The organism is Nocardioides cynanchi, from assembly GCF_008761635.1.
Taxonomy (GTDB): Bacteria; Actinomycetota; Actinomycetes; order Propionibacteriales; family Nocardioidaceae; genus Nocardioides; species Nocardioides cynanchi.
Genome location: NZ_CP044344.1, coordinates 1,322,307 through 1,336,131, shown reverse-complemented (window position 1 = coordinate 1,336,131; position 13,825 = coordinate 1,322,307). Strand labels below are relative to the sequence as shown.

Here is a 13,825-nt window from a genome sequence, read left to right as displayed (position 1 = left end):
CGTCATGGGGCAGCGATGTCCGTGCTGGTGCCGTAGTCGGTGAGGACGATGGTGTAGGTCATCGACGGCTTGCCCGAGTAGAAGACGCCGGTCAGCGTCGCCTGGCGGAGCTCACCGGTGTCGGTGATGCCGTAGGTCGCCTTGAAGTCACCGCTCGCACCGGGGATCAGGTGGCTCACGGCGGTCGCCGGCACGGTGCCGGTGTAGGTCGACAGCACCTCCTTGTTGTCGGTGCCTCCGCGGACCTGGTCGCCGGCCTCAGCGCCGGTGGTGGCGGCCACGATCGCGGGGATGCCCTGGTCCGCGCTGGTCAGCAGAGCGGGGTCGGGAGCGCCGTAGTCGGCGGGGTCGATCGGAGCGAAGGCCGGGGTGAGCGGGATCTTCGCGTAGACCTTGCCGTCGACCGACTTCACCGGCACCGAGAACGTCCCGGCCGAGATCACGGCGGTGAGGGTGCCGTCGAAGGCCGGTGCGTCGGTGACCGTCCCGGTCGCCGCCTTGATGCCCTCCACGCCGGAGGGCAGGTCGCTGGTGGTCAGGTTCAGGGTGACCCCGGACGTGCCGGCGAGCTTGTCGCCGGCCGTCTTCAGCGCCGTGGCGGGGTCGACGCTGCTGCCGCCGGAGCCACCGCCACAGCCGGTCAGGACCAGCACGAACGTCGTCACGATCGGCAGTGCGAGGGCGCGGCGCAGCGACATGGGGGTCACCCTTTCACAGGAGGCCGGCAGGCGGATCACGCCACGGGCTCACAGCTGGGTCGACACCGGCCCGGCGCAGGCCGCGATCGGCTGGGACCCCGGCACACCCGAGCCGTCGCGTCGTCCGGTCGCCTCGGGCAGGTCGACCGGCGAGCCGCTCGCGGCCGCGGCGCGCGCCGGGGCTGCGCCGGCCCAGGCGAAGACGAGGGAGTCCTCGCCCTTGAGGAAGCGGTGGCAGCGGACGCCGCCGGTGGCGCGGCCCTTGGCGGGATACTCGTCGAAGGGGGTGACCTTGACCGCCCCCGGCTCGGTGCCGGGCAGTGCGGTCGACGAGCCACTGGCCGTGACCACCACCGAGGCGGCCGGGTCGAGGGCACCGAACCACACGACGTGCTGGGCCAGGGCGAGCTTGACGCCGGCCATGCCGCCACCGCTGCGACCCTGGGGCCGCACGCCCGCAGCTCCGAAGTGCAGCAGCTGGGCGTCGGAGGTGATGAAGCACAGCTCCTCGTCGCCGGTGCGCAGCTCGAGGGCGCCGACCACCTCGTCGCCGTCCTTGAGCCCGATCACCTCCCACTCGTCCTTGCCCAGTACCTCCGGGTTGACCCGCTTCACGACGCCCTGCCGAGTGCCCACGGCGAGGCCCGGCCCGTCGCTGCGCAGCGAGCACAGGGCGAGCACCCGCTCGCCTGGCTGCAGCGACCGGACCAGGTCGAAGGGCAGCCCGCCCTGGAGATGCGGGTGGTTGGCCGACGGGGGCAGGGCGGGCAGGTCGAGCACGCTGAGACGTACGACGCGCCCGCGGGAGGTGAGCGCACCGATCTCGCCCCGAGCGCTGGTGCGCACGGCGGAGACGATCACGTCGTGGTTGGCGCGCCCACCCTCGTCGGTGGGTGGCTCGTCGGAGGACGAGCGGGCGAGCAGCCCCGACGACGAGAGGAAGGCGTAGCACGGGTCGTCGGCCACCTCGAGGTTCGCGGTGGCGGCGGTCACGGTGACCCCGGCCGACTCCAGCAGGACCGTCCGGCGCGGGGTCCCGTAGGTCTTGGCCACGTCGGCGAGCTCGTCGGAGACCACCTTCCGCAGCAGGTGGTCGTCGGCGAGGATCGCGTCGAGCGCCTCGATCGTGCGCTCCAGCTCGCCCTTCTCCTTGTCCAGCTCGAGCTTGGAGAACTTGGTCAGCCGGCGCAGCGGCATGTCGAGGATGTAGTCGGCCTGGATCGAGGTCAGGTCGAAGACGCCGATCAGGCGCTCCTTGGCCTCGGCGGCGTTGTCGGAGGAGCGGATCAGCTGGATCACCTCGTCGATGTCGAGGATGGCGACCAGCAGCCCCTCGACCAGGTGCAGACGGTCCGCGGCCTTGCCGCGCCGGTGCGTCGACCGACGGCGTACGACGTCGAAGCGGTGCCCGAGGAAGACCTCGAGCATGTCCTTGAGCCCCAGGGTGCGGGGCTGCCCGTCGACCAGCGCGACCGCGTTGATCCCGAACGTGTCCTCCATCGGCGTCTGCTTGTAGAGCTGCTCCAGGAGGGCCTCGGGCACGAACCCGTTCTTCACCTCGATCACCAGACGCAGGCCGTGCACCCGGTCGGTGAGGTCCTTGATGTCGGCGATGCCCTGGAGCTTCTTGGCCTGCACGAGCGACTTGATCCGCTCCGAGACCTTCTCGGTGCCCACGCCGTACGGAAGCTCGGTGACCACGATCCCCTTGCGGCGGCCGATCGTCTCGACCCGGGCGGTGGCTCGCATCCGGAACGTGCCGCGCCCGGTCTCGTAGGCGTCACGCACGCCGTCCAGCCCGACGATCATGCCGCCGGTGGGGAGGTCCGGGCCGGGCACGAAGCGCATCAGGTCGTCGAGGGTGGCCTGCGGACGGCTGACCAGGTGGCGCAGCGCCTGCACGACCTCGATCAGGTTGTGCGGCGCGATGTTGGTGGCCATGCCGACCGCGATGCCGGTCGAGCCGTTCACGACCAGGTGCGGGATCGCGGCCGGGAGCACGCCCGGCTCGAGCTCACGGCTGTCGTAGTTGGGTTTGAAGTCGACGGTGTCCTCGTCGATCGACGCGGTCATCGCGACCGCGGCCGGCGCCATCCGGCACTCGGTGTAGCGCATCGCGGCCGGCGGGTCGTCGGGCGAGCCGAAGTTGCCGTGGCCGTCGATCATCGGCAGTCGCATCGACCACGGCTGGCTGAGCCGGACCAGGGCGTCGTAGATCGCACCGTCGCCATGGGGGTGGAGGCGGCCCATCACCTCACCGACGACCCTGGCGCTCTTGACGTGCCCGCGGTCGGGCCGCAGGCCCATGTCGTTCATCGTGTAGAGGATCCGGCGCTGCACCGGCTTGAGCCCGTCGCGGGCATCGGGGAGGGCGCGCGAGTAGATGACGGAGTAGGCGTACTCGAGGAACGAGGAGCGCATCTCCTCGCCGACGTCGATGTCGAGGATGTGCTCCTCGAAGTCGTCGGGGAGCTCCTGCTTCGCCTTGGGTGGTGCCATGGGCGCATTCTCCCCGGTCGCCGGTACGGCGGACGCCGGGGCACGCCGTACCGGGGGAGGCCGGCGGTCCGACTGTGGTCAACCATCCGGTTGACAACTGCGTCCGGGCCGCGGTTGGATAATTGTCAATCACATGGTTGAACAAACGGAGGGGGCTCCCATGGCCACCGTGATCGTCCAGGCCGTCGCGTCGCTCGACGGCTTCATCGCCCGGCCCGACGACCTGCCGGGCCCGATCTTCGACTGGTACGAGGCCGGGGACGTCGAGCTGCGCTTCAACCCCGACCACGTCTTCCACGTCTCGCAGCCGTCGGCCGACTACCTCGACCACAGCCAGGTCCGGTGCCAGGTGATCGGACGCACGCTGTTCGACTTCGTCGACGGCTGGGGCGGGCTGCCGATCGTGGGTGATCACGTCTTCGTGGTCACCCATCGGGACGCCGACGAGTGGCGGCAGCGCCACCCCGACGCGCCGTACACGTTCTGCACCGACGGGGTGGAGGACGCGATCCGCCGGGCCACCGAGCACGCGGGCGACGGGTCCGTGGTCGTCTGCGCCGGAGAGGTGGGCGGGCAGGTGGTGGCGGCCGGGCTGGCCGACGAGCTGGCGATCGACCTGGCTCCGGTCTTCCTCGGTCGCGGCAAGAAGTTCCTCGGCTCCCACACCGACGAGCTCGTGCTCGACGACGCCCACGTCGTGGTGCAGGGCGAGCGGGTGCTGCACCTGAGATATCACCTGCGCGGCTGAGCGGGTCCACTCGTCGGCAACCTCCCCGAAACGCCGGCCCGGTAGATTTCGGCCGTGACCGCCGCCGAGCACGTCGTCCCGCCCGGGACTCCCACCCATGTGGCCCCGCGCCACTGGGAGGCCGACGTCCTGCTCCGGGACGGCCGGACGGCGCACATCCGGCCGATCCGGCCCGACGACGACGAGCTGCTCGTCGAGTTCTACGGCCGGGTCTCGGACCAGTCGAAGTACTACCGCTTCTTCTCGCCGATGCCGCACCTCTCCCAGCGCGACGTCACCCGCTTCACCCAGGTCGACCACCTGCACCGGGTGGCGTTCGTGATGCTGCTCTCGGAGGAGATGATCGCCCTCGGCAGCTACGAAGGGCACCCCCTCCCCGAGGGGGCACCGCCCGAGAGCGGCCCCGAGGTGGCCGAGGTCGCCTTCCTGGTCGAGGACGCCCAGCAGGGCCGCGGCATCGGCCAGCTCCTGCTCGAGCACCTCGCGCAGGCGGGGCGCGAGCGCGGGGTCGACCGGTTCGTGGCCGAGGTGCTCCCCGACAACTCCCGGATGATCCAGACGTTCCGCGACGCGGGCTACCGCCTGCTCAGCGACTACGAGGACGGCGTGATCACCCTGGAGTTCCCGATCGCCTCGACCGACACCGCGATCGGGGTGATGTCGAGCCGCGAGCACCGGGCCGAGGCCGCGTCGATCCAGGCCTTCTTCAACCCGCGCTCGGTCGCGGTGATCGGCGCGTCCCGGCGACAGGACACCGTCGGCCAGGCCCTGGTCCGCAACCTCGTGCTCGGGGACTACACCGGGCGGGTGTACGTCGTGAACTCCTCGGCCAAGGCGGTCTCCGGGCTGCCGGCCTACGCCACGGTCGGCGAGATCCCCGGTGACGTCGACGTCGCCATCGTCGCCGTCCCCGCCGACGCCGTGCAGGACGTCGTGCTCGACTGCGCCGCCAAGGGGGTGCACGGGCTGATCGTGATCTCGTCGGGCTTCGCCGAGACCGGCGAGGAGGGGCGGCAGCGCCAACGCCGGATGGTCGGCCTGGCCCGGTCCTACGGGCTGCGCCTGATCGGCCCGAACTGCCTGGGCATCATCAACACCGACCCCGAGGTCAACCTCAACGCCTCGCTGTCGTCGCTGAAGCCGGCCCGCGGCCGCGCGGGCTTCTTCTGCCAGTCCGGCGCCCTGGGCTCGGCGATCCTGGAGAAGGTGAACAACCGGGGCCTCGGCCTCTCGACGTTCGTCAGCGCGGGCAACCGTGCCGACGTCTCCGGCAACGACCTGCTGCAGTACTGGGAGGAGGACGACTCCACCGAGGTCGTCCTCCTCTACCTCGAGTCGATCGGCAACCCGCGCAAGTTCAGCCGGATCGCGCGCCGGGTCTCGCTGCGCAAGCCGATCATCGCGGTGCGCTCCGGGCGCACGACCCAGGGCGTGCCGATGGGCCACACGGTGCGCAAGATCGGCGCGCCGCCGCAGGCCGTGGACGCGATGTTCCGCCAGGCCGGCGTGATCCAGGTCGACACCCTCGACGAGATGTTCGACGTCGCCCAGCTCCTGGCTCACCAGCCGCTGCCGCGCGGTCGCCGGGTCGCGGTGGTCGGCAACTCCGACGCGCTAGGCCTGCTCGCCAACGACGCCGCGGCCGCGGTCGGGCTCACCGTGACCCGCTCGGTCGCGCTCGGCGCCGACGCGACCGGTCCCGACTTCGAGGACGCCCTCGACGCCGCGATCGACGACCCGGAGGTCGACTCCGTCGTGGCGGTCTACATCCCGCCGATCGACGTGTCCGGGGTCGAGGTCGCCGACGTGCTGGCCGCCGTCGGCGAGCAGTCCGACAAGCCGCTGGTCTCGTCGTTCCTCGGTGCCGAGGGGGTGCCCGAGCTGCTGCGGGTGCCCGACGTGGCGGGCTCGACGGCCGGCCGCGGCTCGGTGCCGTCGTACCCCGCCGTCGAGGGAGCGGTGCGAGCGCTCGCGCGGGTCGTGGAGTACGCCGTGTGGTTGCGCACGCCGAACGGCCCACCGGCGGTGCCCGAGGAGGTCGACCGAGCCACCGCGCGGGGTCTGACCCAACGGCTCCTGATCGAGAACCCCGACGGCGTCGAGCTCGAGCCGGCCGACCTGACCACCCTGCTGGTGGCCTACGGCATCGAGCTGTGGGACTCGCGCCCCGTCTCCACGCTGGCCGAGGCGACCCGGGCAGGTCGCGAGCTGGGCTGGGACGTCGTGCTCAAGGCCACCACCGACCGGCTCCGGGAGCGCCCGGACCTCGCCCACGTATGGCGCAACATCGGCCGGCCCGCGGAGATGAAGGACGCCTGGGAGTCGCTGGGCCAGCTGATCGACGACGCCGCGACGGCTGGTTTCGTGGTGCAGAAGAACGCCCCGCCCGGGGTGCCGGTGAGCATCTTCAGCATCGAGGACCCGCTGTTCGGCCCGGTCGTGTCGTTCGGGATCTCCGGTCCGCTCACCGAGCTGCTGGAGGACCGCTCCTACCGGATCCCGCCGCTGGGGGAGCGCGACCCGGCCGCGATGACCCGGGAGATCAAGGCTGCGCCGATGCTGTTCGGCTACCGCGGCTCCGAGGTGGTCGACATCGAGCCCGTCGAGGACCTGATCCGACGGGTGGCGATGCTCCAGCACGACCTGCCGCAGGTCTCCTCGCTCGAGCTCTCGCTGGTGCTCGCCGGCGCCGAGACCTGCAACGTGCTCACCGCCCGGGCCCGGGTGGACCCGGTCTCCGACCCGCGCTCGGACTGGTTCGTGCGGCGGATGCCGTCGATCGGCGACACCCTGCCCGGCTGAGGCCGGCGACGGGCGCACGGCCGCGTCGTAGGGGCGTGACAGACTCGCCCCATGCAGACGTTGAAGGAGGCGATCGACCGCACCGGTTACTACCCCGAGGTCGTCGCCGACGGGGTGATGAGCGCGGTGGCGGGCGAGGACGTCGTGTCGTTCTTCGTCCACCACGAGCCGACGTTCGACCGGGACGAGGTCCGCCGCCACCTCACCGTCGCGGTGCTCACGCCGACCCGGCTGATCCTGGCCCACACCGACGAGCACGAGGGCGACGACATGCTGCCCGCGCCGTACACCTCGACCTCCACCGAGGCGATCTCCCTGTCGTCGGTGAAGTCGGTCGTGGTGACCCGGATGGTGGCCAACCCGACCGACGGTCCCACGCCACCGGCCGAGGCCGTGCTCACGATCGGCTGGGGCGGGGTCGCCCGGCTCGACCTGGAGCCGGCCACCTGCGGTGACCCCGAGTGCGATGCCGACCACGGCTACTCCGGCGTGCTGGCCTCCGACGACTTCTCGATCCGGGTGTCCGCGACCGCCGACGGTCCCGACGCCGTACCGTCCCTGCTGGCGTTCTCGGAGTCGCTGTCGTCCCGCACGCGGTCGTGACCGACGACTTCGTCGAGCCTGCCTACGGGTCGGGGTCCCTGGCCGACGTCCTGCCCTCCGCGGGGGCCGCGCTGGGGGCGGGGGGTCCGAACGTGCTCGGCCTGCCCGACGCTCCGGCGTACGTCGTGTTCCTGATCGACGGTCTCGGGTCGGACCTTCTGGCCCGCCACGCCCACGCCGCGCCGTACCTCTCGTCGCTGCTGACCGGCGACAACACCGGCACCGCCGGCGTCCCGTCGACGACGGCGACCAGCCTGACCTCGCTGGGCACCGGGCTGCCCCCCGGCACGCACGGCGTGGTCGGGTTCACCTCCCGGGTGCCGGGCTCGGACCGGCTGCTGAACGCGCTGTTCTGGGACAAGGACGTCGACCCGGTCCAGTGGCAGCCGCACCCGACCGCGTTCATGACCCTGGCCGCGGCGGGGGTCAGCGTGACCACGGTCAACAAGCGGGAGTTCCGCGGGTCGGGGCTGACCCTGGCCGCGCAGCGCGGCGGGGAGTACGTCGGCGCCGACCGGATCGGCGAGCGGATCGCGGCCGCGGTCACGGCTTCCGCTGCGTCCTCGACCGGGGCGCCCGCGCTGACCTATCTCTACGACGGCGACCTGGACTGGACCGGTCACCGGTACGGCGTCGCCTCGGCGCCGTGGCTCCAGCAGCTGGCCAGCATCGACGCCGAGGCCGAGCAGCTCCGCGAGGCACTGCCGTCCTCGGCGCGGCTGGTCGTGGTCGCCGACCACGGGATGGTCGACTCGCCGGACGACCACCGGATCGACGTGGACCTCGAGCCGGACCTGCGCGACGGCGTCGTCCTGCTCGGCGGGGAGGCCCGCTTCCGCCACGTCTACTGCGCACGGGGCGCGGTGACCGACGTGGCGGCTCGCTGGACGGAGCTGCTGGGGGAGCGGGCGCTGGTGCTCACCCGCGAGACGGCGATCCGGCGCGGCTGGTTCGGTCCGGTCAGCGCGTCGGTGCTGCCGCGGCTCGGCGACGTCGTCGTCGCCTGCCGCGACGACTGGGGGATCTTCTCCTCGGTCGACTTCCCCTACGAGCTCACCCTGGTCGGCCTGCACGGGTCGCTGACACCGGCCGAGATGCGCATCCCGCTGATGGTCGACTGAGCCGGCCGTGGAGCTGGTCTACCCGGCCGCGACCCGGGCGGCGCGTGTGCTGTTCCGGGCCCTGGGCCTGCGGATCGACCTGGACGGCGCCGACCTGGTGCCGCGGTCGGGGCCGGTGATCCTGGCCGCCAACCACGTCAGCTTCCTGGACTTCACCCTGGTGGGACTGGCCGCAGCGCCCCGACACGTGCGCTTCCTGGCTCGCTCCGACGCGTTCGACCACTGGGCGGCCGGGCCGTTCCTGCGGGCGATGCGGCACGTGCCCGTCGACCGCGCAGCCCCTGCCGGGGCGTACCTCACCTCCCGGCGCCTCCTCGCCGCGGGCGAGGCTGTCGGGATCTTCCCGGAGGCCGGGATCAGCCAGGCGTACGACGTCCGCGAGGTGATGCCGGGCGCCGTCGCACTGGCCGTCGAGACCGGCGCGCCACTGGTGCCGGTGGCGATCTGGGGCCCCCAGCGGGTCGCCAGCGCCCGTCGCCCGGTCGACCTGCACCGGGGCCGTCCGGTGTCGATCTCGGTCGGGTCGCCGCTGACCCTGGCGCAGGGCACCGACGTGGTGTCGGCGACGGTGGACCTGGGCGCCCGGCTCCAGGCGATGCTGGACCGACTCCAGTCCCTGCCCCGTCATCGACCCGCGCCGGGCGAGAGCCCGCCCTGGCACCCTGCCCGTCTCGGCGGCTCGGCCCCGACCCGGTCCGAGGCCGCACCTCGCGAGTCGTCCCCGCGGTCGGCGATCCGCTGGTGGGAACGGGTCGGCTGAGCGGGCTCGGCTCGTCCGTCGCTCCACCGGGGCGCTACGAGGACGAGTCCACGTGGGCCCATCCAGGTAGGGGGTGTCCTCGTCGAGGACGCGCCGTGGGCCCTGCTCAGCCGCCGAGGGCGACGGGCCGGGACGGATCCGTGATCCAGCCGCTCCAGCTGCCCGGGTAGAGCGCCCCGTCCTCCAGACCCGCGAGCCGCAGCGCGAGCAGGGTCTGGCAGGCGGTGACGCCGGAGCCGCAGTAGGCGGCCACCCGCGCCGACCCGGACACGCTCAGGGCCTCGAAGTGCGCGGCCAGGGCCGACGACGGGAGGAAGCGCCCCAGCTCGTCGGTCAGGTCGGTGAGCGGCGCGTTCACCGCACCTGGGATGTGACCGGCCACCGGGTCGAGCGGCTCCTGCTCGCCCCGGAACCGGACGGCGGCCCGGACGTCGATCAGCCCCCCGTCTCGCGCGAGCCCGGCGGCTCCGTCGGCGCCGACCGTCGGCAGCTGCCCGGGCCGGCCGGTCCAGTCGCCCGGCCCGGAAGCCGTCGGCGTGGTCGAGACCGGTCGACCGGCGTCGCTCCAGGCCCGGAGCCCACCGTCCAGCACCAGCACGTCGTCGTGCCCGTAGTCGCGCAGCAGCCACCACAGCCGGGCGGCCGCGGTGGCCGGACCGTCGTCGTAGACCACGACCGTCGAGTCCTGGCACACCCCGGCCCGCTGCATGGCCGCGACGAAGCGCTCGGGCGTCGGCAGCGGGTGCCGGCCGTCGGCACCGGGTGGGTCGGCCAGGTCGTCGTCGAGGTCGACGTACGTCGCGCCGGGCAGGTGGCCCGCGTCGTACCGCTCACGACCGGGCGCGCCGGAGGTCGTCAGCCGCGTGTCGAGCAGGACGGCGTCACCGGGGACCGAGTCGACGTCGACCAGGAGTCCGGGCCGGATCACGCCAGGGGGCCGGAGAACTTGCCGGGCGTGACGTCGTCGACCGGGGGGCGCTCACGCGCGTCGCGGATCGCCTCGGTCATCTGGTCCTTGAGCTGGTCGAGGGTGACCGTCGGGTGGGTCTCCGGGGTGTGCCCCGGGTCGAGCTCCTCGACGACCGCCACCTCGAGCCCGTCGACGTCGAACCGCTCGATCGGCAGGTAGACCGAGCCGGGACGGAAGACGACCTCCTGCTCGTGGGGGCGTTCGCTGACCGAGGTGAGGTCGCGGCCACGCCGGCCGATCACGGCGTACACGCCGTCGGTCGAGAAGTTGTCGGTGGCCACCCGGGGGTCGCGCGAGGTCGAGACCAGGACGGCGCTGGGGATCGCGCGCTGGAAGGTCTGCCCCTGCCGGCCGGTGTAGCCGCGGTAGCTCAGGCCGTGGTGCGGGGGCAGCTTGTCGAGCGCCGACAGGAGCGCGGTCAGGCGCTCGTCGAGGGGGGTGGTCACGGGGTCTCCTTGAGATAGATGTCCCAGTATCCCTTGTCGTTCCAGACCTTCTTGATCACGTCGAAGTCCGTGCCCTTGTCGAACAGCACCTCGGACTCCGACGATCCGTAGGTCGAGGCGGCGGTGACGTCGCGCCCGGTGGTGCCCTCGATGTGCAGCATCGCGTTGCCGCCGTTGCGGAACTGCTGGGCCACCGCCATGTCGGTCGAGCTGCTGAGGAAGGCCGGGTCGGAGAACTTGCCGGTCGACTCGATCGAGTCGATCACGCCCTGGGGGAGGTTGGTGCCGCGCAGGGTCTCCCCGGCGAAGGTCGGCATCTTGGTCAATCCCTCCGACACGGCCTGGGAGTAGGCCTCGAGCTCGGAGCGGGTGGCGGTGCCGTCGGCGACCTTGGTGGCCAGACCCCGCAGGTAGGCGTTGAGCGAGTCGTAGCCCGGGCCGGTGTAGAACTTCAGCGCCTCGAGCTCCTTCTCGGTCAGCGCGCCGGCGCCCTCCATCGCCTTGAGATCGGCCGGGATGTCCCGGGCGAGGTCCGCCCCGACCCGGGTCATCGCCCGGACGAGCTTGGCGTTGACGAACTTCTCCAGCCGCATCACGATCCGGGCGATGCTGCCCAGTGCGGTCTTGATCGTGGTGACCACCGTGCGGGCGAACTCGATCAGGTCCTCGAGGATCCGCACCACCTTGGAGGCGGCGTTGGCCACCTCCGCGCCCTCTGCGGCCTGGGCCGCGCCCTCGCCGAGCCCCAGGGTGAAGAAGCCGACGACCGCGCCGGCGGTCTCGATCCCGATCGTCCACTCCACGAAGCTCTTCAGCTCGTCCTCGACCTCGTGGTGGTGCTCGTCGACGCCCTGCGCGTAGTCGTTGCAGGCGTTGCCGACCGACGTGAACGCCGAGGCCAGGTCGGTGATGTGCCCGCGCATGCCGTCGCAGGCCGCGAGGACGTCGTCGATCTCGGGCGAGATCTCGCCGAGGATCGCGCTCTCGGCGGCGTCGATGGAGTACTGGTAGCCGGACAGCTTGTCGGCCGCGGCGAGCCACGCCTGGCCCGCGGACCGGAGCCGGCCGGTGTCGGCGTCGGGCCACACCAGGCCCTCGACGTGGCCCGCGATCCAGTGCCACCAACCCGGCTGGTCACCGGTGCCACCGCGCGCCGACGGGGGAGCCGGTGCCGACAGGGACATCACGCCGTGGTCGGGGTTGTCGTCGCCGTCGGTGGTGGCCATCGGGTAGAGCTGCGCACCGTGCTCGGCGCCCTCGTGGTTGACCAGCGAGCCGTTCAGCAGGTTGGCCATGCTGGCCAGCGCGTCACCGAGCGTGCAGCCGGCCTGGACCAGCTGGGCCGCGGCCGAGTCGTACTGACCGGCCCACTCCTCGCCGCCGGTGTCGGTGCCGGCCATGCCGCCGCAGCCATAGATGGAGTCGGTCAGCGCGTTCATCAGGTCGACGACGCCGCGGTTGGCTCCGGCCAGCTCCGAGACCGCGTCGACGTAGCCGGTGCTGCCGACGTCGATGGGGTAGTTCACCGGACCTGCTTCCAGGTCTGCTGGTTGGCGACCGCCGCCGCGTGATAGCTGGCGTGGGCGCGGGACGCGGCGGCGTGCATGGCCAGCAGGCCCCGGTGGACCTCGGCCGCGCCGTGCGCGAGCTTGCGGTGGGCGTCGGCCTGGGCGACGGCCGCCTCGCCCTCCCAGGTGACGTGGAGCTCGGCGTTGACCCGGTCGAGCTCCGCGAGCTTGGCATCGAGCGTCGTGCCGAAGGACTCGAGGCTGTCGATCACGCGGGCGAGCTCGTCGAGGTCGACCCGGTAGCGCAGCGCCATCAGACGTCTCCGAGCCGGGCCTGGAGCGCGGCAGCCGCAGCCTGTCGGGACGCGTCGGTCCGGTCCAGGTCGGCGCGGACGACGCCCAGCAGCGCGTTGGTGATCCCGATGCCGGCCAGCACGTCGTCCATGCCGCGGCACCACTCCTGCCAGCCCTGACCGAACTGGTCGGAGGCGGTCCCGGCCCAGCTCGCACCGAGCAGGTCGGCCACGTCGGCCTGCACCAGCTGGTGCTCCTTGCGCAGGGCGGCACCGATGTCGGCCACCAGCCTGGTGGCGCGGTCGAACGCCTCGTGGTCGACCTGAATGGTCACCGAACACCTCCCGATCGGGGTCGCGGTGGGTTCTTACCGCAGTGCGGCGGTCGGCAAACCTGATCAGGATCCGAAGGGCAGCGGCTCCGGCGAGAGGGCGACCGCCTGGGCCCGGGCCGCCGTCAGCCGGCGCCGGTGGTGCTGGCGGCAGAGCACCTCGTAGGCGACCTCCGCGGGAGCGCCGCCGGGTGAGTCCACGTCGCCCACGACGATCACCTCGCCCTCGACGACCATCGCGCCGTCCTCGGTGCGCGCGTTGTGGGTGGCCCGCTTGCCGCACCAGCACAGCGCCTCGACCTGGAGCACGTTCATCCGGTCGGCCAGCTCGACCAGCCGGGCGCTGCCCGGGAACAGGCGGGTCCGGAAGTCGCTGAGGATCCCGAACGCGAACACGTCGATCTGGAGCTCGTCGACGACCTTGGCCAGCTGGTCGATCTGGTAGGCGGTGTAGAACTGCGCCTCGTCACAGATCAGGTAGTCGACCCGGCCCCCGGCGGTCAGCGAGTCCACGACGTACCGCCAGAAGTCGAAGGTGTCGTCGACCTCGATCGCGTCGTGGGTCAGCCCGAGCCGGCTGGAGAGGATCGCCTCGCCGGCCCGGTCGTGGGTGGTGAAGATCCGCCCGACCCGACCACGCGCCGCATGGTTGTGGTTGGTCTGGAGCGCCAGGGTGCTCTTGCCGGAGTCCATCGTCCCGGTGAAGAAGTGGAGTTCAGCCATCGCGCCGGATTGTGTCACGGCCCCTCTCGAAGGGCTCGGCCTCCCCGTGCCGGCCGAGCCCCTCGAGCCCGGTGGCCCCCGCATGAGTTCGACACCCCGAAGGCCACCGGAGTACCGACCGTAGGGTGAACCGAGCAACCGTGACCAGCGTTGTCCCGCAGTTCGGCCGAAGGGTGGACGCGGCATGGCCGATCCGGGCCATGTGCCCTGACCGGTCGCCCGATGGTCGGAACCGGTGATCCCGGGCGATGCTTCTGCCATCTCCTGACGGACGGACTCCCCCTCCGACCCACCCGGCGCCCCCCGGCCGGGACCCCCCACT

The 13,825-nt window shown here is 72.2% G+C and carries 13 protein-coding genes; 5 read left to right on the top strand and 8 right to left on the bottom strand.

Annotated features, from left to right (window positions below; genetic code table 11):
• Positions 1-2: 2 nt before the first annotated feature.
• Positions 3-698, bottom strand: coding sequence for an LppX_LprAFG lipoprotein (locus E3N83_RS06655; RefSeq protein ID WP_151082552.1), 696 nt, complete (start codon positions 696-698; stop codon positions 3-5).
• Positions 699-746: 48 nt separating this feature from the next.
• Positions 747-3,197: a DNA gyrase/topoisomerase IV subunit A gene (locus E3N83_RS06650; protein ID WP_151082551.1), complete on the bottom strand. Its 2,451-nt coding sequence runs from the start codon at positions 3,195-3,197 to the stop codon at positions 747-749.
• A 160-nt stretch (positions 3,198-3,357) separates the two neighbouring features.
• Here E3N83_RS06650 and E3N83_RS06645 point away from each other — a divergent pair, with 160 nt between their 5' ends.
• Genes E3N83_RS06645 through E3N83_RS06625 form a run of 5 tightly spaced genes read left to right on the top strand, consistent with a single transcriptional unit; the run spans position 3,358 to position 9,231 of the window.
• Complete coding sequence (locus tag E3N83_RS06645; protein WP_151082550.1) at positions 3,358-3,945, top strand: dihydrofolate reductase family protein; 588 nt, start codon at positions 3,358-3,360, stop codon at positions 3,943-3,945.
• Between the two features lie 54 nt (positions 3,946-3,999).
• Positions 4,000-6,747 carry a bifunctional acetate--CoA ligase family protein/GNAT family N-acetyltransferase gene (locus E3N83_RS06640; protein ID WP_151082549.1) on the top strand — a complete coding sequence of 916 codons (2,748 nt, stop codon included), beginning with the start codon at positions 4,000-4,002 and terminating at the stop codon, positions 6,745-6,747.
• Between the two features lie 51 nt (positions 6,748-6,798).
• The gene (locus E3N83_RS06635; protein ID WP_151082548.1) at positions 6,799-7,350 is read left to right on the top strand and encodes a DUF5998 family protein; all 552 of its coding nucleotides are present in this window, start codon (positions 6,799-6,801) and stop codon (positions 7,348-7,350) included.
• Complete coding sequence (locus E3N83_RS06630) at positions 7,347-8,471, top strand: alkaline phosphatase family protein (protein ID WP_151082547.1); 1,125 nt, start codon at positions 7,347-7,349, stop codon at positions 8,469-8,471. The genes E3N83_RS06635 and E3N83_RS06630 overlap by 4 nt, the downstream gene beginning before the upstream one ends.
• A gap of 7 nt (positions 8,472-8,478) precedes the next feature.
• A complete protein-coding gene (locus E3N83_RS06625) occupies positions 8,479-9,231 on the top strand; it encodes a lysophospholipid acyltransferase family protein (protein WP_151082546.1) in 753 nt (250 codons plus the stop codon).
• A gap of 106 nt (positions 9,232-9,337) precedes the next feature.
• On the opposite strand, the gene E3N83_RS06620 is transcribed toward E3N83_RS06625, so the two are convergent.
• The 6 genes from E3N83_RS06620 to E3N83_RS06595 form a co-directional block, all read right to left on the bottom strand.
• A complete protein-coding gene (locus E3N83_RS06620) occupies positions 9,338-10,159 on the bottom strand; it encodes a sulfurtransferase (RefSeq protein ID WP_151082545.1) in 822 nt (273 codons plus the stop codon).
• The gene (locus E3N83_RS06615; RefSeq protein ID WP_151082544.1) at positions 10,156-10,647 is read right to left on the bottom strand and encodes a hypothetical protein; all 492 of its coding nucleotides are present in this window, start codon (positions 10,645-10,647) and stop codon (positions 10,156-10,158) included. Before E3N83_RS06615 ends, E3N83_RS06620 begins: the two co-directional genes overlap by 4 nt.
• Positions 10,644-12,173, bottom strand: coding sequence for an ADP-ribosyltransferase (locus E3N83_RS06610; RefSeq protein ID WP_151082543.1), 1,530 nt, complete (start codon positions 12,171-12,173; stop codon positions 10,644-10,646). The genes E3N83_RS06615 and E3N83_RS06610 overlap by 4 nt, the downstream gene beginning before the upstream one ends.
• Positions 12,170-12,469 (bottom strand): WXG100 family type VII secretion target, encoded by a 300-nt coding sequence (locus E3N83_RS06605; RefSeq protein WP_151082542.1) that lies wholly within the window; start codon positions 12,467-12,469, stop codon positions 12,170-12,172. The genes E3N83_RS06610 and E3N83_RS06605 overlap by 4 nt, the downstream gene beginning before the upstream one ends.
• A complete protein-coding gene (locus tag E3N83_RS06600; RefSeq protein ID WP_191907986.1) occupies positions 12,469-12,783 on the bottom strand; it encodes a WXG100 family type VII secretion target in 315 nt (104 codons plus the stop codon). The genes E3N83_RS06605 and E3N83_RS06600 overlap by 1 nt, the downstream gene beginning before the upstream one ends.
• A gap of 63 nt (positions 12,784-12,846) precedes the next feature.
• A complete protein-coding gene (locus tag E3N83_RS06595) occupies positions 12,847-13,503 on the bottom strand; it encodes a thymidine kinase (protein WP_151082540.1) in 657 nt (218 codons plus the stop codon).
• Positions 13,504-13,825 lie beyond the last annotated feature (322 nt).